General features: G+C 74.7%; 21 protein-coding genes and 1 tRNA gene. 11 read left to right on the top strand and 11 right to left on the bottom strand.

Annotated features, from left to right (window positions below):
* Positions 1-23: 23 nt before the first annotated feature.
* Positions 24-752 carry an ATP-binding protein gene (locus tag IU369_RS18750; RefSeq protein ID WP_217922507.1) on the bottom strand — a complete coding sequence of 243 codons (729 nt, stop codon included), beginning with the start codon at positions 750-752 and terminating at the stop codon, positions 24-26.
* Positions 753-1,130: 378 nt separating this feature from the next.
* Here IU369_RS18750 and rpmH point away from each other — a divergent pair, with 378 nt between their 5' ends.
* From rpmH to IU369_RS18710, 8 genes are all read left to right on the top strand, one after another.
* On the top strand, positions 1,131-1,265 hold the full coding sequence (rpmH, locus tag IU369_RS18745) for a 50S ribosomal protein L34 (RefSeq protein ID WP_217922506.1): 135 nt from the start codon (positions 1,131-1,133) through the stop codon (positions 1,263-1,265).
* A 3-nt stretch (positions 1,266-1,268) separates the two neighbouring features.
* On the top strand, positions 1,269-1,655 hold the full coding sequence (rnpA, locus tag IU369_RS18740; RefSeq protein ID WP_217922505.1) for a ribonuclease P protein component: 387 nt from the start codon (positions 1,269-1,271) through the stop codon (positions 1,653-1,655).
* Positions 1,652-1,882, top strand: coding sequence for a membrane protein insertion efficiency factor YidD (yidD, locus tag IU369_RS18735; RefSeq protein WP_217922504.1), 231 nt, complete (start codon positions 1,652-1,654; stop codon positions 1,880-1,882). The genes rnpA and yidD overlap by 4 nt, the downstream gene beginning before the upstream one ends.
* Complete coding sequence (locus IU369_RS18730; RefSeq protein WP_217922503.1) at positions 1,879-3,009, top strand: YidC/Oxa1 family membrane protein insertase; 1,131 nt, start codon at positions 1,879-1,881, stop codon at positions 3,007-3,009. Before yidD ends, IU369_RS18730 begins: the two co-directional genes overlap by 4 nt.
* Positions 3,010-3,023: 14 nt before the next feature.
* A complete protein-coding gene (locus IU369_RS18725; RefSeq protein ID WP_217922502.1) occupies positions 3,024-3,509 on the top strand; it encodes a Jag family protein in 486 nt (161 codons plus the stop codon).
* A gap of 103 nt (positions 3,510-3,612) precedes the next feature.
* Positions 3,613-4,293 carry a 16S rRNA (guanine(527)-N(7))-methyltransferase RsmG gene (gene rsmG, locus IU369_RS18720; RefSeq protein WP_217922501.1) on the top strand — a complete coding sequence of 227 codons (681 nt, stop codon included), beginning with the start codon at positions 3,613-3,615 and terminating at the stop codon, positions 4,291-4,293.
* Entirely contained in the window at positions 4,290-5,042 is a 753-nt protein-coding gene (locus IU369_RS18715) for a ParA family protein (protein WP_217922500.1), read from the top strand. The genes rsmG and IU369_RS18715 overlap by 4 nt, the downstream gene beginning before the upstream one ends.
* Entirely contained in the window at positions 5,035-5,922 is an 888-nt protein-coding gene (locus IU369_RS18710) for a ParB/RepB/Spo0J family partition protein (protein WP_217922499.1), read from the top strand. The genes IU369_RS18715 and IU369_RS18710 overlap by 8 nt, the downstream gene beginning before the upstream one ends.
* Here IU369_RS18710 and IU369_RS18705 read toward each other — a convergent pair.
* The 3 genes from IU369_RS18705 to IU369_RS18695 form a co-directional block, all read right to left on the bottom strand.
* Positions 5,841-7,541 (bottom strand): sensor histidine kinase, encoded by a 1,701-nt coding sequence (locus IU369_RS18705; RefSeq protein ID WP_217922498.1) that lies wholly within the window; start codon positions 7,539-7,541, stop codon positions 5,841-5,843. The genes IU369_RS18710 and IU369_RS18705 overlap by 82 nt on opposite strands.
* A gap of 165 nt (positions 7,542-7,706) precedes the next feature.
* Entirely contained in the window at positions 7,707-8,372 is a 666-nt protein-coding gene (locus IU369_RS18700) for a response regulator (protein ID WP_217922497.1), read from the bottom strand.
* 47 nt (positions 8,373-8,419) lie between these two features.
* Positions 8,420-8,493 (bottom strand) — tRNA-Ile (locus IU369_RS18695).
* Between the two features lie 173 nt (positions 8,494-8,666).
* Between IU369_RS18695 and IU369_RS18690 the strand changes: the two genes are divergently transcribed.
* Entirely contained in the window at positions 8,667-9,146 is a 480-nt protein-coding gene (locus IU369_RS18690; RefSeq protein ID WP_246551568.1) for a bifunctional nuclease family protein, read from the top strand.
* A 19-nt stretch (positions 9,147-9,165) separates the two neighbouring features.
* On the opposite strand, the gene IU369_RS18685 is transcribed toward IU369_RS18690, so the two are convergent.
* Positions 9,166-9,459 (bottom strand): chorismate mutase, encoded by a 294-nt coding sequence (locus IU369_RS18685; protein ID WP_217922495.1) that lies wholly within the window; start codon positions 9,457-9,459, stop codon positions 9,166-9,168.
* A 96-nt stretch (positions 9,460-9,555) separates the two neighbouring features.
* Here IU369_RS18685 and IU369_RS18680 point away from each other — a divergent pair, with 96 nt between their 5' ends.
* Together IU369_RS18680 and tatC are read left to right on the top strand one after the other, a co-directional pair.
* The gene (locus tag IU369_RS18680) at positions 9,556-9,834 is read left to right on the top strand and encodes a Sec-independent protein translocase subunit TatA/TatB (RefSeq protein WP_217922494.1); all 279 of its coding nucleotides are present in this window, start codon (positions 9,556-9,558) and stop codon (positions 9,832-9,834) included.
* 184 nt (positions 9,835-10,018) lie between these two features.
* Positions 10,019-10,828, top strand: a complete 810-nt coding sequence (gene tatC, locus IU369_RS18675; RefSeq protein ID WP_217922493.1) for a twin-arginine translocase subunit TatC — start codon at positions 10,019-10,021, stop codon at positions 10,826-10,828.
* An 18-nt stretch (positions 10,829-10,846) separates the two neighbouring features.
* Here the strand turns inward: tatC and IU369_RS18670 are convergent, their stop codons facing one another.
* The 6 genes from IU369_RS18670 to IU369_RS18645 are packed head-to-tail and all read right to left on the bottom strand — an operon-like array spanning position 10,847 to position 17,692.
* A complete protein-coding gene (locus tag IU369_RS18670) occupies positions 10,847-11,743 on the bottom strand; it encodes an ABC transporter ATP-binding protein (RefSeq protein ID WP_343233260.1) in 897 nt (298 codons plus the stop codon).
* Between the two features lie 25 nt (positions 11,744-11,768).
* Positions 11,769-12,707 (bottom strand): UDP-glucuronic acid decarboxylase family protein, encoded by a 939-nt coding sequence (locus IU369_RS18665; protein WP_217922492.1) that lies wholly within the window; start codon positions 12,705-12,707, stop codon positions 11,769-11,771.
* A 10-nt stretch (positions 12,708-12,717) separates the two neighbouring features.
* On the bottom strand, positions 12,718-14,262 hold the full coding sequence (gene murJ, locus IU369_RS18660) for a murein biosynthesis integral membrane protein MurJ (RefSeq protein WP_217922491.1): 1,545 nt from the start codon (positions 14,260-14,262) through the stop codon (positions 12,718-12,720).
* Positions 14,259-15,494: an outer membrane protein assembly factor BamB family protein gene (locus tag IU369_RS18655; protein WP_217922490.1), complete on the bottom strand. Its 1,236-nt coding sequence runs from the start codon at positions 15,492-15,494 to the stop codon at positions 14,259-14,261. Before IU369_RS18655 ends, murJ begins: the two co-directional genes overlap by 4 nt.
* On the bottom strand, positions 15,475-16,863 hold the full coding sequence (locus tag IU369_RS18650) for an outer membrane protein assembly factor BamB family protein (RefSeq protein ID WP_217922489.1): 1,389 nt from the start codon (positions 16,861-16,863) through the stop codon (positions 15,475-15,477). The genes IU369_RS18655 and IU369_RS18650 overlap by 20 nt, the downstream gene beginning before the upstream one ends.
* Entirely contained in the window at positions 16,856-17,692 is an 837-nt protein-coding gene (locus IU369_RS18645; protein ID WP_217922488.1) for a Wzz/FepE/Etk N-terminal domain-containing protein, read from the bottom strand. The genes IU369_RS18650 and IU369_RS18645 overlap by 8 nt, the downstream gene beginning before the upstream one ends.
* Positions 17,693-17,697: the final 5 nt, after the last annotated feature.

The following is a 17,697-nucleotide window of genomic DNA, read 5'->3' as shown; positions in this document are numbered from 1 at the left end:
GGGCGGGGTCCGGGAGGGGTGCTCTAGAAGAGGGTGGCGACGAGTGCGGCGCCGGCCTCGGTGAGGCGGCGGGCGCCTCCGCTCTCGCGGACGACCAGTCCGCGGTGCTGCAGTGCCGCGAGCTCGCGGCCGCACTCGGAGCGCGAGGCGTGGAGCTCGCGGGCGAGCCGCTCGGCGTCGGCGCTGCCGACCTCGAGTAGGAGCGCGAGGATCATGCGCGCCGTCCCCGAGGGGACGGGCTCGGCGGGGGTCGTGTCCGGGGGCGGGACGCGCAGGGTGACGACGACGCCGCCCCCGAGGTTGGGGGTCATCTCCAGCGTCCCGCCGGCGTCCGCCAGCAGGGCGTCCGCGAGGGGCAGTCCGCCGCCGACGCCGCGGACGATCGCCCGGGCCTCGGCCCGCGCGGACGTGAAGCCGGGGGTCCGGGCACGGGACGGGTCGTCGATGCCGGGTCCGTGGTCGCTGACCCGCACGGTGTGGCCCCCGTCGAGGACGCTCACGACCGCGTCGGCGAAGCCGGCGTGGACGAGGTTCTCGACGATCTCACGGACGGCCGGGGCCGGAAGCGGCGAGTGCTCGTACACCGCGTCGCAGACGACCTCGATCAGGGCCACCGCGTCGTCGTCCTCCAGATGGTCGATCCGGGGGGGCTCGGCGGGGCCCGCGTACACCGCCAACCGCACGCCGGGACGCTCCGCGGGCGAGGTGCGCGCGGCGGCGATCGGCGTGGTGAGGGTGAGGGTCGTGGGCATCGTCCGGGGGGTGGGGGGCGGCACTCTAACCCGGTCCCCCCGGCCACCGGAACCCCCCGCGGTGGCCTGTGGAGAACGAATGCACGTCGGAGCGGCGAAATCGCGCGAAACCCGCCCTGATGACGATCGTCACGTGACACAGGATCCCGCTCCCCACCGAGCATCGGAGCCACTGTCCACAGGCGTGTCCACACGTGTGGAGGGATTTTCGCGGCCGCCTGATACACGCTCCGGGGGCCCCCGTCGAGGGCCGTTGCGGCGCCGTCGGGACGGGGTCCCGGAGCCCCGGCGGCCTTTGCTATGCTCGCTCACCCCCGGCGGGCGATGCCCTGCCCGGATATGGATGCCGGGAACGGCCCTACGAGGAGTGCGGCGCGCGTGAAGCGGACCTACCAGCCCAATCGGCGCAAGCGGAGTAAGACGCATGGCTTCCGGGTGCGGATGAGCACCCGTGCCGGCCGGGCGGTGCTCAAGCGCCGCCGTGCCAAGGGCCGTGCGCGCCTGTCGGCCTGACCCGTGAGCGACGCCGGCACCGCTCCGCGGCGCCGTGCGCGGATCACCCGGTCGGGCGACTTCGACGCGGTCTACCGCCGCGGTCGCTCGGCAGCGAACCGCCATCTCGTGGTCTACGCCTTCTCCCGCGACGACCGGCCCGGGGACGCCCCGGCCCGGCTGGGGCTGTCCGTGTCGAAGAAGGTCGGCGGCGCGGTGGAGCGCAACCGGGTGAAGCGGGTGCTGCGCGAGCAGTTCGCGGCCATCGCCCCCGGCCTGCCGGGGGGGATCGACGTGGTGGTCATCGCGCGTCCCGGCGCCGCGGAGTACGTGGAGGAGCGTGGATCGGCCGCCCTGGGCGCCCGCCTCGCGGAGCTCGCCGAGCGCGCGACCGCCACGAGCGCGGCGTGAGGACCCTCCTGATCGCCCCGATCCGGCTCTACCAGCGTGCGATCTCGCCGTTGATCCCCCAGCGCTGCAAGTACCACCCGAGCTGCTCGGCGTACGCGGCGGGCGCGATCCGTGAGTTCGGCCCCGTGCGCGGCGTGGTCCTGGCCGGGTGGCGCCTGCTGCGCTGCAACCCGTGGAGCCACGGCGGCGTCGACTACCCCGCCGATCAGAGGCTCTTCCGCTCGTGAACCCGCTCCAGCTCCTCGAGGACCCGCTCCGCAGCCTCCTCGACTTCCTGCACGAGAACGCCAACCTCACCTACGGCTGGTCGATCGTCGTGCTGACGGTCATCGTGCGGACCGCTCTCCTCCCCCTGGTCATCAAGCAGTACTCCTCGATGAGGAGCATGCAGATGGTCGCGCCGCAGCTGAAGGAGCTGCAGCGCAAGTACAAGGGGAACCGCCAGAAGCTCAACGAGGAGCTGATGCGGTTCTACAAGGAGAACGAGATCAACCCGTTCGCCTCGTGCCTGCCGCTCGTGGCGCAGCTGCCGATCTTCATCGCGCTGTACTACGTGCTGCGGGAGTTCTCCGAGGAGGCGGTCGTCGGGAGCGGGGCGAGCGACTCGCTCTCGTTCATGTGGGTCATCCCGGACATCCGCCTGGAGCTGACCGAGATCGGCTGGGGCGCCGCGGTCATCGTGGCGATCTACGCCATCAGCCAGCTGCTGTCGACCGAGCTGTCGGCGACGCCGAACATGCCCGAGTCCCAGCGGCGGATCATGCGGATCCTGCCGGTGGTCGTCGTGATCTTCGTCTTCCAGTTCCCGGTCCCGTCGGGCCTGGTCCTCTACTGGATGACCACCAACCTCTGGACCGCCGGCCAGCAGCTGGTCATGCGGCACCGGATCGGGCTGCACCTCGCGGACCCCGACGAGGTCGAGAAGTTCAACAGCAAGAACCCGCCCCCGCAGCAGAAGAAGGGCTCCCGCACGCCGCCCCGGGCCGAGACCGCCGGCGTGGCCGCGCTGACCGACGGCGAGGAGGACGCGACCGGGGACGACGACGAGGCCACCACGCCCGTCGCCGCGCCGCGTCGCCGTCGCCGCCGTGGGGGCACGAGCGCCGACGAGCCCGTCACCACCCCGGAGCCGGACGACGCCGGCGAGGCGCTCGACGCCCCCGAGGCGACCGAGGCCCCGGAGGCCGTGACCGCGCCGGAGCCGGAGGAGGCGCCGGTCGCGCCGTCGAACGGCACCGGGGGGAACGGTGCGGCCGGGAACCGTCGTCAGCCGCGGCCGAAGGGCCAGGGCGGCAAGGGTCCGGCGAAGGGCTCCCGCCCGGCGCAGGCCCGGTCCAAGAAGAAGAAGCGCTGAGCCGGGGGTGGACCATGGGCACGAGTGAGATCACGGCCGAGGGGCCCGGCGCCGCCGCCGTCGCCCAGGTGGTGGAGGCCGTCGTCGAGGGGATGGGACTCGACGCGACCGTCGTCGTGTCGCCGGGGGACGAGGGCAACGACATCGAGGTCGACGTGCAGGGCGAGGGGACGTCGGCGCTCGTGGGACGTGGCGGCGAGACGATCGACGCGCTGCAGTACCTGCTGTCCCAGGTCGCGAGCCGCGCGGAGGCCGGGAACCGCCGCCGCGTGAGCCTCGACGCCGACGGCTACCGCGCGCGGCGGGAGGCGGCCCTCCAGGACCTCGCGGCGCAGGCCGCCGCCGAGGCCGTGGAGTTCGGCGAGGAGATCGAGCTCGACGCGATGACGCCGCACGACCGGCGGATCGTCCACATGGCGCTGAAGGAGCGGACGGACGTCGTGACGCGCAGCGAGGGCGACGAGCCCCGCCGCCGGATCATCGTGGAGCCCGCCGAGTGACGCCGTCCCCACCGGTTCCACGTGAAACCGGCGCGCCTGGATGACCCCGGACCCCCCGGTTTCACGTGAAACAGGGGGTCACGCGGCGCACCTGGCCACCCGCGTGGCGGGACTCGGCCTGACGCTCGACCCGGGCCACGCCGGGCGGATGCTCGCGTTGCTCGACCTCATCGCGGCCGAGCCCCAGAACCTCACCGCGATCGCGGGGACCGGCCCGGGCATCGACCGCCATCTGGCGGACAGCCTCGCGGGGCTCACCCTGCCCGCCGTCGCCTCCGCGACGGCGCTCGTCGACATCGGGAGCGGCGTCGGCTTCCCCGGCCTGGCCCTCGCGATCGCCCGTCCCGAGCTGGCCGTGACCCTCGTCGAGAGCGAGGGACGGAAGGCCGACTGGCTGCGCCGGGCGTCCGCGACGATCCCTAATGTGCGGGTCGTGGCCGACCGCTCCGAGCACCTCGCCGAACGCGAGCGCGAGACCTTCCCGCTGGCCACGATGCGCGCCCTCGGGCCCCTGCCCGTGGCCCTCGAGCTGGCCGCGCCCCTCGTCGCCGTGGGTGGCTCCGTCGTCGCCTGGCGCGGCGACGACGACGACCCGGCGCGCGAGGCGGCCGGCGCGCGCGCCGCCGCCGAGCTGGGCCTCGAACCCGCCGGGATCGCCGCGGTCGAGCCGTTCCCGGGCGCCCGCCGCCGCCTGCAGACGTTCGTGAAGGTCGCCCCGACACCCGCGCGGTTCCCGCGCCCGCCCGGGCGCGCCGCCAAGCGCCCCCTGGGGGAGGACTCGTGATCTACGCCGTCGCCAACCAGAAGGGCGGGGTCGGCAAGACGACGACCGCCGTCAACCTGGCCGCCTGCCTCGCCGAGGCCGGCGCGTCCGTGCTGCTGGTCGATGCCGACCCCCAGGCCAACGCGTCCGGCGGGCTCGGCGTCTCGGGGCGCGACCGGGTGACGATCGCCGACGTGCTGCTCGACGGCGTCCCGGTCGAGGACGCGGTCGTCCACACGAGCGTCCCGAACCTCGACCTGGTGCCGTCGTCGTCCGACCTCGCGGGCGCCGCCGTCGAGCTGCCGAACCGCCCGGACCGCGAGCGCATCCTGGCGCGCGCCCTGGCGCCGGCCCGGGAGCGGTACCGCTACGTCTTCCTCGACTGCCCGCCGTCCCTCGACCTGCTCACGGTCAACGCCCTCGCCGCCGCCGACCGCCTGATCGTGCCGGTCCAGTGCGAGTACTACGCGCTGGAGGGCCTGTCGCGGCTCATGGAGACCGTCGCCGGCGTCCAGCAGCGGCTGAACCCCGGTCTCCGGGTGACCGGGATGCTCATGACCATGCACGACTCGCGCACCCGGGTCAGCGGCGACGTCATCGGCGAGGTCCGGCGCCACTTCCCGCAACTCGCGTTCCGCACCGTGGTGCCCCGCAACGTCCGCCTGGCCGAGGCGCCGTCCTACGGCGAGCCGGTCATCCGGTACGACCCGCACTGCGCGGGCGCCGACGCGTACTTCGAGGCCGCAAAGGAGGTCGCCGCCCGTGGCTGACGCCCCCGCACGCGAACGGCGCGGCCTCGGCCGGGGCCTCGAGGCCCTCCTCGGCGACGGCGCGTCCGCCCGCGCCGCGACGTCGGGCGGGACCCTGCTCGAGATCCCGCTCGACGCCATCACCCCCAACCCCGACCAGCCGCGGGCGACCCTCGCCCCCGAGGCCCTGGAGGCCCTGGCCGCGTCGCTCCGGGCCACCGGGGTGCTGCAGCCGGTCGTCGTCGGTCCCGCCGACGCCGCGGGGAACCACCAGCTCATCGCGGGTGAGCGGCGCTGGCGCGCCGCACGGCTCGCCGGGCTGGAGCGGGTGCCCGCGGTCGTGCGCGAGGTCGACGCCCGCGAGCGCCTGGAGCTGGCGCTCGTCGAGAACGTCGTCCGCGAGGACCTCAGCCCCATCGACGTCGCGCAGGCATGCGCCTGCCTCGTCGAGGACTTCGGCCAGAGCCACGGCGAGCTGGCCGCACGTCTCGGGCGCAGCCGCCCCGCGGTCTCCAACCTCGTCCGGCTGCTGGAGCTGCCGGAGGGCGTGCAGGAGATGATCGCGACCGGGACCATCAGCGAGGGCCATGGCCGCGCGATCCTGATGGCCGACGGCCCCGCCCGCCGGACGCGCCTGGCGGAGCGGGTCGTCGCGGAGGACCTGTCGGTGCGCCGCACCGAGGACCTCGCCCGCGAGGAGGCCGCGGCGCCGTCGCCCTCCGCGTCGGCGGTGGCCCCGACGCCCCTCGGCGACGCGGCGCTCGAGGCCTTCGGCACGGCGTTCGACACCCCCGTGCGGGTGCGGACCGCGCGCGGAGGTCAGGTCGTCGTCGAGCTCCGGTTCGCCGACGAGGGCGCGTTGTCGGCCGCACTCGACCGGCTCGGGTCGCCACCGGCCTGACCGGACCCCGCCGCGGGGGCCGCGGCGGGCAGCACCAGCTCCACCACCGACCCCGCACCCGGGTTGGAGCGGATCGACAGCACCCCGCCGGCGAGGCGTGCCCGCTCCTCGATGGCCGCCAGCCCGAGGTGCCCCGCCGCCAGGCCCGCGCGGGGGGCTTCGGGATCGAACCCCCGGCCGTCGTCGCGCACCTCGACGACGACGTCCTCCCCCCGGCGTGCGGCGCGGACGGTGACGTGGGTCGCCGCGGCGTGGCGGGCGACGTTGGCGATCGCCTCCTGCACGATCCGGAACGCCACGGTGCGGGCCGTCTCCGGCAGGCGGTCGGCGGCGGCGACGTCCACCTCGACCTCCACGCCCGCCCACTCCAGGCGCTCCAGCTGGGAGCGGACCGCGGCCGCGAAGCCGAGCTGCTCCAGCAGGAGCGGGTGCAGATCGGCGATGGCCCGGCGCAGGCCGCGCACCGACTCGCGCGCCGCCGCCGCGGCGCGCTCCACGTCCTCGACGGCGCCCGGCGCGGCGGGCGCCAGGTCCCCCGCGAGGGCGTCGAGCAGCAGGCCCACCCCGACCAGCTCCTGCACCGGCCCGTCGTGGAGGTCCTCCGCGATCCGCCGCCGCTCCTGCTCCTGGGCGAGCACGATCGCGGCCGCCAGGGACCGGCGTTCCTCCTGCTCGCGCCGCAGATCTGACAGCAGGCGGCCGTTCGCGAGGGCGATCGCCGCCTGGTCGGCGAGGCCCCGGAGGCGCTCGACGTCGTCCTCGTCGAACGGCCCCCCGTGGGAGCGGCGCACCGCCAGCACCCCGATCCCCGCCGCACCCGGGCCCTCCGCGACGGCGATCGGCACCGCCACGCCCCGCCCCCGCCGCCCGGCGGATCCCGCCCTCGCCCGGGCGATCTCCTCGTCGAGCAGCGGGTCGTCGGCGTCCGGCCCCTCCGCCGCGACGACCTCCAGCCCGCCACCGCGACCCGGGAGCAGCAGCACCGCCCGGTGGGCGCGGACGAGGGCCCGGGCCTCCGCGACGACGACGCGGTGGGCGTCGGCCGGCTCCAGGGCCGCCGCCACCCGGCGGGCGACCTCGGTCAACGCCCCGAGCTGCACCGCCTGGCGGTCGAGCTCCCGCACCCGGTCCCGGACACCCGAAGCGAGTTGCGTATTCCGCAATCCGAGACCGAGGAACTGGGCGGCCGTGCGCAGCGAGGTGGCGTCGTCGTCGTCCTGCAGCGGCGCCGGCGCCAGCCCGAGCGCGGCGACGGTGCGGCCCCCGACACGCGTCGGCAGGATGCGGCCGCCCTCCAGCCCGAGGGCCTCCAGCTCGTCCCCGAGCGCCCCCTCGTCGGCGTCCCGTCCCGCCGCCAGCGCGGCGCAGACCCCCGGCGCCGTCGCGGGACGCAACCCCGTGGTCGGGCGCGTCCCCCCGTCGCCCGGGCCGCCGACGCCCCGCAGCTCCAGCCCGCCGGCCGCCGGGTCGCCGAGGTAGATCGCCACCGTCGCGGCGCCCGTCGCGGCGGCGACGACGTCGAGTGCCCGCGGGAGGGCCTGCTCCAGGTCCGCCTCGGCGCCGACCAGCGCGACGATGCCGGCGAGGGCCGCCGCGCCGCCGCTTCCGCGCGCCGCCATGGCGTCAGTGTCCCGATGCAGGAGTTCGGTGGCGGCTCCCGGCTGCATCGCGGCGCGATGCTGCGTCCTCGGCAGACCCGGTATTCCCGATACCGGGCCTGACCTGCGTCCTTGCCTCGCGCGCGATTCGCTCGGGACCCGCAGACGACCTCCCGAATCGGGCCACTAGCGGATCAGCGCCTGGCGGATGCCGATGGCGACCGCCTGGGTGCGGTGCTCGGCCTCGAGCTTGGCGAGGATGTGCTTCACGTGGGTCTTGACCGTCTCGACGCTCACCACGAGACGCTCGGAGACCTCGCGGTTCGAGTGGCCGTCGGCCAGCATCTGCAGGATCTCCCGCTCCCGGGCGCTCAGGATGCCCCCCGGCCGGGGCCGGGCGAGCTGGCGCAGGAAGTCCGGGGCGAGCCGCGGGTCCACGTAGGGCTCCCCGGCGACCACCTGGCGCACGGCCCCGACGAGGGCGGCGCTCTCGGAGTCCTTCAGCACGAAGCCCTGCGCCCCCGCGTCCAGGGCCTCCCACAGGAGGTCCTGCTCGGAGTGGGCCGTGAACATCACGACGCGCACCTCCGGGTGGTCCGTCGTGATGCGCCCGGCGGCGGCGACGCCGCCCATCCCCGGCATGCGGGCGTCCATCAGCACCACCTCGGGGCGGCGGCGGGCGACCAGCTCCAGCGCGGCCTCGCCCGAGGACGCCTCGCCGACGACGACCATGTCGTCGATCTGCGACAGCACCCGGCGCAGGCCCTCCCGCACGATGGCGTGGTCGTCGGCGACCAGGCAGCTGATCCGCCGTGCGTCCGTCTGGGGAGCGCTGCCGAGCCCCGAGCTCACGCCTGAGACGACCTCCGCGAGCCGGCCGGACCGGTCCGGCCGTGAAGTGGGCGATCCTGGATTCGAACCAGGGACCTCATCCTTATCAGAGATGCGCTCTAACCGACTGAGCTAATCGCCCCCACCCGTACGGGTCGCGGGAGGGTATCAACCTCGCCGGGCCATCTCCACGGGCCCGTCCGGCCCCCACGGGCGCCGCGCCCCGTGGGGAGGCCGCCCCACCGGACCGCGGCTATGATCGACGCCCGGGCCGCCGCCCGGATCCGGAGAAACGGAGGGCGCGCCGTGCACGAGATGGTCATCTACGGGGTGAGCTTCGACATGGTCGGCAAGCAGCCGATCGTCCTCCTGAAGACCGTGTCGGGGAACAAGTTCCTGCCGATCTGGATCGGGCACGCCGAGGCGGCCGCGATCCTGATGAAGCTGCAGGGCGCCGAGACCCCGCGGCCCATGACCCACGACCTGCTCACCGACGTGGTCTCCGAGCTGAGCGCCGAGATCGCCAAGATCACGGTCACCGAGCTCCGCGAGAACACGTTCTACGCGCTCATCACCCTGCGCGCCGCCGCGTCGGAGATCGAGATCGACTCCCGCCCGAGCGACGCCCTCGCCCTCGCCGTACGCAGCAACGCCCCGATCTTCGCCGCGGACAAGGTCATCGAGGAGAGCGGCATCGAGTTCGAGCACGAGGTCGAGGACACCGACGAGGTCGTCGAGAAGTTCAAGGAGTTCCTCGACCAGGTGAGCCCCGACGACTTCATGACCGAGGGGTAGGGCCCCCGGCCCCCGGCGGTCAGCCGGCGGGGTCGTCCTCGGCGGTCTCCGCCTTGGTGAGGTCGAGGAGGCGCCCGTAGATCTCGTGGAGGCCCTCCTCGCTCAGGGGCCCGCGGTTCGACGCCGCCAGGTAGCGGTGCATCCAGTCCTCGCGCGCCTGGTCCACGAAGTCCATCCCCTGGGAGCGCTTGTACGCGCGCAGCCGGGCGACGAGCTCGAGGCGGGTGTTGACCGCCTGCAGCAGCTTGAGGTCGGTGTCCATGATGGCGTCGCGCATCTGGCGGACGACGGCGTCGGCGGCGGGGTCGGCCATCCGCGGGACATTACCGGCCGTCGGGCGCCCCGGCTGGTGGGCGGCACGGGGGCGGGCTAACCTTGGATCGTCCACGACGACGAGAACCGGGGATCCATGTTGGACATCTCACCGATCCAGATCCTGATCGTGCTGGTGATCGCCCTGCTCGTGTTCGGTCCGAAGCGCCTCCCGGAGATGGGTCGCTCCGTCGGCCGCGGCATCCGCGAGTTCAAGGGCGCGATGCTCGACGACGAGCCCCGCAGCACCCCCGCGCGTCCCGTCGCCCCGACGGCGGAGACGGTGACCACCCCCGTCGTCGCGGACGACGACGCCGTGCTCGAGGGCGTCGTGGTGCCGGGTGACGCCCCACCGAGGCCCGCCGACCCTGCCTGAGCCTGGATCCGTCGCATCTCGCGGCGCGGATGCGCGAGATCGCTCACGCCAGACGGGATTCGGCGCGACCGCAGGGGTCACCCTCGCGGTGCGACGCCGAATCCCGCCTGACGCGGCGCTCTCACACCCCGCATCCACGATCTCCGCCGGATCCAGGCTGAGCGCCACTCCGCGGCCCGCATAGATGGGGGTCCTGGGCGATCGGCGCCTGCGCCGGGCGTCGCGCGACGAGCAGCTCAGCGTCGTCGACCACCTCGACGAGCTCCGCAACCGCCTCATCGTCGCCGGGCTCGCGCTGGTCGTGGCGTTCGCCGCCGCGTACGCGTTCCACGAGCAGCTGATCGCGTTCCTCGAGGAGCCGCTGCCGCAGCGGTTCGAGGACACGGGCCTCATCACCCTCTCGCCGACCGAGCCCTTCTTCACCACCCTGAAGGTCTGCTTCTGGGCGGCGATCCTCGCCGCGGTGCCGATCTGGCTCTACCAGGTCTACGCCTTCGTGATCCCGGCGGTGCAGGACCAGTCGCGACGCCGGATGCTCGCGATCGTCGCGGGCGCGTCGTCGCTGTTCGTCGCGGGGGTGGCGTTCGGCTACTGGGTCGTCCTGCCGGTCGCCCTCGACTTCCTCCTGAACTTCGGCGGCGACACGTTCCAGACCCAGGTCCGCGCCGGGGAGTACTTCGGGTTCGTCACGACGCTGATGTTCGCGTCGGGGCTGATGTTCGAGGTCCCCGTCGCGATGGTCGCCCTCGCGCGGATCGGGGTGGCGTCGGCCGACCTCTACATCAAGCAGTGGCGGATCGCGCTCGTGGTGATCGCCGCCCTCGCGGCGGTGCTGCCCGGCGGCGACCCGTTCAGCATGCTGCTGCTCATGGCCCCCCAGATCGTCCTGTACGGCCTCGGGATCCTCCTCGCGAAGCGCTTCGGGGGCCCACCCCTGTGGGCGCGCGACGCGTGGGCCGACGAGGACGACGACGAGGTGCCCGGCACCGCCTGACCCGGCGCGCCGCCCGCGTCAGTCGCGCAGGCGCCGGCCCGTGAGGCGCAGGAACACGTCCTCCAGGCCACCCGGCCGGGCGGCCTGCAACGCCGCCGGGACCCCCGCGGCGCGGATGCGCCCGTGCAGGGCCTCCGCGTCGTCGGTGAACAGCAGCACGAGGGCACCGTCCACCTCGTGCCCGCGGGTGTGCCCGTCGGCGACGGCGAGCAGGGCCGGCAGGTCCGCCTCCGCGACCCGCAGCTCCAGCACCTCCCGGCCCGCCTCGCGCGCCACCAGCTCGGCGGGCGTCCCCGTCCGCACGATCCGGCCGGCGTCCATGATCACCAGCCGGTCGCAGAGCTGGGCGGCCTCGTCCATGTAGTGCGTCGTCAGCACCAGCGTCGCGCCCCCGGCCCGCAGCAGCCGCAGACGCTCCCAGACCGCGTGGCGCGCCTGGGGGTCGAGGCCGGTCGTCGGCTCGTCGAGCAGCACCACCCGCGGGCGGTTGATCAGGGCCCGGGCGATCTGGAGGCGCCGCCGCATCCCGCCCGAGAGGCGGTCGACGGCGTCGCCGGCCCGGTCGGCGAGGGCCATCAGCCCGAGCAGCTCGTCGGCGCGGCGGGCGGCCTCCGCCCGCGGGATGTCGAAGTACCGGGCGTAGACGAGGAGGTTCTCGCGGACGGTGAGCTCCAGGTCGAGCGTCGTCTCCTGCGCCACCACTCCGAGGCTCCGCTTCAGCTCCCGCGGGTCCACGTCCGGGTCGCGCCCCAGCACCTCGAGCCGGCCCGCGTCGCGTGGCGCGAGGCACGACAGCATCCGCATCGTCGTCGTCTTGCCGGCGCCGTTCGGGCCGAGGAAGCCGAAGCACTCCCCCGCGCCGATCGTGACGTCGATCCCGTCGACCGCCGTGAAGCCCCCGTAGCGCTTGGTCAGGCCACGCGCGACGATCGCGGGGGGATCAGGCGACCGCGACCTCCACGCCCATGCCCTCGAGGGTGAGGCGCAGCCCCTCCTCCAGCCCGATCGTGGGCTCCCAGCCGAGCAGGCTCCGGGCGAGGCCGATGTCGGGGCGGCGGACCGTGGGGTCGTCCTGCGGCAGCGCCTCGTAGACGATCGAGGAGCGGCTCCCGGTGAGCCGCAGGATCACCTCGGCCAGCTCCAGGATGGTGAACTCGCCGGGGTTGCCGATGTTGACCGGCGTGTGAATCTCGGAGTCGATGAGGCGGATGAAGCCCTCGATCAGGTCCGAGACGAAGCAGAACGACCGCGTCTGCTGGCCCTGGCCGAACACCGTCAGCGGCTTGTCCTCGAGGGCCTGCCGGACGAAAGTCGGGATGGCGCGGCCGTCGTGGGGCCGCATCCGGGGGCCGTAGGTGTTGAAGATCCGCACGATGTGGGTGTCGACGCCCTGCTGGCGGTGGTACGCCATCGTCAGGGCCTCGGCGTACCGCTTCGCCTCGTCGTAGACGCCGCGCGGGCCGATCGGGTTGACGTGGCCCCAGTAGCTCTCACTCTGCGGGTGCTGCTGCGGGTCGCCGTAGACCTCGCTCGTCGAGGCGAGCAGGAACCGCGCGCGGTGGCGCTTCGCCAGGCCGAGGGCGTTGTGCGTCCCGTACGACCCCACCTTCAGGGTGTGCAGCGGCAGCCGCAGGTAGTCGATCGGGCTCGCCGGCGACGCGAGGTGGAACACGTAGTCGACCGGCTCGTCGATGGTGACGTGCTGGATCATGTCGTGCTGCAGGAACGCGAACTCCGGCTGCCGGATGTGCTCGATGTTCTCGAGCGTCCCCGTGTCGAGGTTGTCGACGCAGATGACGCGGTGACCCGCGGCGAGGAGCCGGTCGCAGAGGTGGGATCCGAGGAACCCCGCCCCGCCGGTGACAACGGAGGTCGGCACAGCGGCCACCCTACCGGCCGCGGGTGACCAGGGCGACGACGGACCGCCGGCCCTCGTCCAGCTCCTCCCGGGCGAGCGCCCACGCGGCGGCGATGAAGACGGCCACCGCGACCGCCAGCTTCACCACCAGCGACGGCAGCATCTCGAGGGACCCCATGTCGTCGGTCGGCAGCACCAGGTTCGACGCGAGGGCGGTGAGGGCCGCGAGCGCGCCCGCCAGGAGCAGCCGCCCCTGCCGCGCCGCGAGCCCGCGGACGCCGACCCGCGGGTAGTGGTGCCGCAGGCGCACCATCAGCATCGCCGCGTTCGCGTAGACGCCGAGCGTCGCCGCCAGGGCGAGGCCCGCCTGCTCCATCGGGCCGAGGAGGGCGATGTCGAGGACGATCGTGATCGCGACGGTGGCGACGGTGGTCCAGAGGATCGCGTTCTGGCGGTTCGCCGCGGACAGCGTCCGGTTCAGCAGCAGCGACGCGAACGCCGGCCACAGGGCGAAGGCGTAGAACAGCAGCGGCGGGGCGATCTCGTCGACGCACTCCGTGCCGCACGCGCGCCGCTGGAAGGCGAGCTGGGCGATCTCGTGGGAGTAGATCGCCATCAGGGCCATCATCGGGATCGACAGGAGGCCCAGCAGCCCGAGGACGCGCCGGAAGACCCGGAGCGCGTCGGCCTCACGGTCCTCCGAGACCAGCTTCGCGATGACGGGGAACAGCGGGGTCAGGAGGGGCAGCAGCAGCGCGACGCGGGGCGCCTGCCCGAGGGCCGACGCGAAGTTGAGGGCGGCGACCCGGCCCTCCTCCAGCGTCGACGCGAAGAACTTGTCGGTGAAGCTGTTGATCTGCTGCAGCACCGACGCCCCGAGCACCGGCAGCGCCAGCAGGCCCACCGCCCCGAGGCGGGGGTGGGTGACCGCCGGGCGGGCCCGCGCCTCGCGCAGCAGCCGCCAGAACTGGGGGAGCTGGAGCAGCACCTGGAGGGTGGCGCCGATCGTGACGCCCCAGCCGGCCGCCTCGATGCCGATGGTGCCCTGGCCGGCGATGACGGCGACGATCACGCCCGCGTTGAACGCGACGCCGACGGCCGCCGGCCCCGCGAAGCGGCCGTGGATCTGGAGCATCGCGGTGAAGATCGCCGAGAACCCCTGCATCGCGAGGGCGGGGGCCATGATGCGGATCAGGTCGGCGGTGGCGGCGGCGCGGGTCGCGTCGAGCCCGAACAGGGCCGCCGGGGCCTCCGGCCAGATCGCCGCGAGCGACGCGAGCACCACCAGGGCGCCGCCCACCCAGATCGCGAGGGCCGTGACGAGCCGCCAGGCGCTCTCGGTGCCGTTGTCGGCCCGTTCGCGCTGGAACGTCGGGATGATCAGGGTGACGAGCGTGTACAGCAGGACCGCGGCGACCGAGTTCACGATCAGCAGCGAGTTGACGAACGCGTCGGTGGTCCCGGTCGCGCCGTAGGCGGCGGCGAGGACGATCTCCCGGGCGAACCCGAGGACGCGCGACAGCAGGCCGAACAGGGCGACGATCGCCGCCGCCCGCGCGAGACGGCCGACGGTCACCGGGGGGTCAGGCCGTAGAGCGTGCGCACGCCGGTCAAGACGAGGATACCCTCGACCGCCACGGCCGGGCTGTAGCGGCCGTCGGGGAAGTCGAGGAGCTGCTCCCCGGTGCGGGCGTCCAGGCCGAGGGTCCGGCCCTCGCGGGGCACGCGCGCGAGCGTCGAGGCGTAGACGACGTCGCCGATCACCGACGGCGACCCCGAGATGCGCTCGCCGAAGTCGACGCTCCAGCGGATGCGCCCGCTGACGGCGTCGAGGGCGTACAGGTGCCGGTCGTAGCTGCCGACGTGCACGAGGCCGTCGGCGACGGAGGGGCTCGAGTAGACGAAGTCGTCGAGCACCCGCACCCAGGCGACCTCGCCCGTGTCGCGGTCGAGGGCGACGACGCGGCCGTTGACGTTGCCGATGAAGACGCGCCCGTAGGCGACCGCCGGCCCGCCGTAGAAGCGCCCCGGTCCGCGGAGCTGCTCACCGGGGCTCTCGGTGCGCCACGCGAGGGCGCCGTCGGAGGCCCGGTAGGCGGAGACGTTGCCGCCGTAGTCGCCGACCACGACGTTGCGCCCCGCGAGGGCCAGGCTCGCCTTCACCTCGCCGGTGGCGCGCGCCGTCCACCGCACGCCGCCCGTCCGGGCGTCGAGCTTCATCACGCGGCCGGAGAGGGTGCCGATGTAGGCGCTGCCGTCGACCACGAGGGGCGACGACTCGACGGCGCCCCCCACCCGCCTCCGCCAGGCCTGCTCCCCCGTCGCCGCGTCGAGGGCGATCACGTCGCCGCGGATGGTCGTGAACAGGGCGAGGTCCCCGGCGAGGGCGGGCGACGACGCCACCCGCCCGCGCAGCGCGACCCGCCAGATCTCCTCGCCCGTCTCGAGGTCGAGGGCGATCGCGAGGCCGGCGTTGGTGCCGACGACGGCCCGCCCGGCCCCGAGCACCGGCGGGAACTCGACGAGCGACCCGGCGTCGAACTCCCACGCGCGGCGGAACGGCGGCGCGAGGTCGAGGGCCGGGTTCGCCCGCGTGCGGCGGGGGTCGAAACCGAACTCGGGCCAGGAGCCCGCGTCCTCCGCCCCGCGCGGCGCCTCCTGGGGGACGAAGCCCTCCGTCGTCCCCTCCACGCTGCCCTCGTCGAACCAGCCGCGCCAGAGGCCGATGGCGACGACCGCCGCCGCGAGGACGAGCACGCCGAGGACCCCCCCGGCGACCGCCAGCGCCCTACGGCGCCCGATGCGCATCGAGCGTCCGCGTCCCGACCAGGTACAGCGTCCGCCCGGCGCCGACGGCGGGCGAGTAGCGCCCGTCGTCCGTCTCGAACCGGACGTCCCCGGTCTCCACGTCGAGGCCGTAGGTGCGGCGCGGCCCGCCGTCGCGGTAGAGCGTCGCGGTGTAGACGACGTCGTCGACGACGGTGGCGGACCCCGAGATCCGCTCGCCGGCGTCGAACGACCAGCGCACCTCGCCCGTCGCGAGGTCGAGGGCCTCGAAGCGCCCGCTGTACGAGCCGATGAACGCCGTCCCTCGCGCGATGGCGGCGGTCGAGTAGACGAACGCGCCCGCGTCGTGCCGCCAGCGCTCGGCGCCGGTCGCGGCGTCGAGGGCGATGACCGACCCGCCGACGTCGCCGATCACGACGGTGTCGCCGCTGACCGCCGGCCCGCCGTAGAAGCGCTGGCCGCCGGTGTAGCGCCAGGCGACCTCGCCGGTGCGCGGGTCGAGGGCGTAGGCGTTGCCGGCGTAGTCGCCGACCACGATCCGGCCGTCGGCGAGGGCGGCGCTGCCCTTGATGTCGGCCGCCGCCGCGAACGTCCAGCGGGACCTGCCGGTGGCGACGTCGACGGCGTAGAGGGTGCCGTTCCAGGCGCCGACGTAGACCAGCCCGTCGACGACCAGGGGGGAGCTCTCGATGGGGCTGCCGCCGGTCGAGAACTGCCAGAGCCGCGTCCCCGCCCCCGCGGACCAGGCGGTGAGCGCGCCGTCCATCGACGCGATCAGCACCCGGCCGTCCGCGATCGCGGGGCTCGAGGCGATCTCGCCCTTCTGGCGGCGCGCCCAGCGCAGGTCGCCCGTCGCGGCGTCGAGGGCGTAGACGCGGCCGGCGTTGTTGCCGATGGCGACCAGGCCGTCGGCCACCGCCGGCGGGAACTCCAGCAGCGTGCGGCTCTCGAAGCTCCAGGTGGGGGCGCCCTCGGGCGGCGGCGCGCCGGCGCCGGGGACGTGGCGGTCGCGCTCGGGCCCCCCGCCGTACTCGGGGCTCTGCAGGGCCGGGTCGTAGACGCCGAGCTCCACCGCGTCCCCCTCGACGCGTGCGCGGGCCATGGGCCGGCCCGGCGCGCGGGCCTCCACGTACCGCGTCCCCTCGGGGACCTCGGCACGGCCGTCGTCGCCGGACTCGGCGCGCGCGACCTCCTCGCGGCCGCGGAACCCGGTGACCCGGGCGCCCGCGACGGGCGCGCCGGTGTCGCCGTCGACGACCCGCACCACCACGGCGCCCGCCGGCGGGGCGGTGGCGGGCGGCTCCTGCGCGTCGGCGCCCCCGCCCCCGCACCCCGCCGCGCCGGCCGCGGTGAGCGCGGCGGCGACGAGCAGGGCGGCGCGTCTACTCACGCTGGGCGCGACCGGCCGGGCTCCCGCGCCAGACGAAGGTGACGATGACCCCGACGAGCAGGCCGATCACCCCCGCGAGGATCACGCTGCGCAGCCGGTTCGGCGCGCTGCTGGAGGAGCTCGGGCTCTCCGAGAGCGACAGGATCTCCGGCTTCTCGTTGGCCTCGGCCTTCGCCCGGTTCAGCTCCTGCGTCGTCAGGGTCGTCTGGGCGAGCGAGAGCTGCTGGCCGGCCGAGGAGAGCAGCGTCGCGACGACCGCCCGGTCGTCGGCGCCGGCGGTCCGCAGCTCCGCCTGCAGCTGGGTGATCTGCCGGGTGAGGCGGGTCACGTCGGCGCGGGCGCGCTCCTCCCCGCGGGCGTACGTGTCGAACACGCCCGAGAAGTTCGCGAGGGCACGCTGGTTCACGACCTCCGCGTAGGCGTTCGCGCCGTCCCGCGCGATCCGGCGGTCCTCATCGACGAACGTGATCGTCACGATCGTCGGCTGGTTGCCGGCGGCGCCGCCGGGGGCGCGCGGCGCGCTGATCGTCACGCCGCGGCGGACGCGCGACGGGGTCACGCCGATCTCCTCCGCCACCTGGGTGACGAGGTTGTCGCCGGTCAGGGTCGTCGGCGCGGTCGCCGGGTTCGTGCCCGGCGTGCTGAACGGGGCGCCGGAGACGGTGGTCGCCTGGCCCACGAAGACGCGGGCCGTCGCCGTGTAGGTGGTCGTCGTCACGAACGTCAGCAGCAGCCCGACGACGGCGGCGGCGACGGTGGCGACCAGGATGAGCCAACGGCCGCTCCAGAGCACGCGGCCGTAGTCACGGAGGGTGATCTCGCGATCCACGACGG

The organism is Miltoncostaea oceani (genome assembly GCF_018141545.1).
Lineage (GTDB): Bacteria > Actinomycetota > Thermoleophilia > Miltoncostaeales > Miltoncostaeaceae > Miltoncostaea > Miltoncostaea oceani.
The sequence above is the reverse complement of the archived record's forward strand: the minus strand, read 5'-3'. Positions and strand labels throughout refer to the sequence as shown.

Coding starts and splice junctions, on each gene's coding strand:
- IU369_RS18750 (WP_217922507.1), bottom strand. CDS start 752: ATGCCCACGACCCTCACCCTCACCACGCCGATCGCCGCCGCGCGCACC.
- IU369_RS18725 (WP_217922502.1), top strand. CDS start 3,024: ATGGGCACGAGTGAGATCACGGCCGAGGGGCCCGGCGCCGCCGCCGTC.
- IU369_RS18705 (WP_217922498.1), bottom strand. CDS start 7,541: ATGGCGGCGCGCGGAAGCGGCGGCGCGGCGGCCCTCGCCGGCATCGTC.
- IU369_RS18690 (WP_246551568.1), top strand. CDS start 8,667: ATGGTCATCTACGGGGTGAGCTTCGACATGGTCGGCAAGCAGCCGATC.
- IU369_RS18685 (WP_217922495.1), bottom strand. CDS start 9,459: ATGGCCGACCCCGCCGCCGACGCCGTCGTCCGCCAGATGCGCGACGCC.
- IU369_RS18680 (WP_217922494.1), top strand. CDS start 9,556: ATGTTGGACATCTCACCGATCCAGATCCTGATCGTGCTGGTGATCGCC.
- tatC (WP_217922493.1), top strand. CDS start 10,019: ATGGGGGTCCTGGGCGATCGGCGCCTGCGCCGGGCGTCGCGCGACGAG.
- IU369_RS18655 (WP_217922490.1), bottom strand. CDS start 15,494: ATGCGCATCGGGCGCCGTAGGGCGCTGGCGGTCGCCGGGGGGGTCCTC.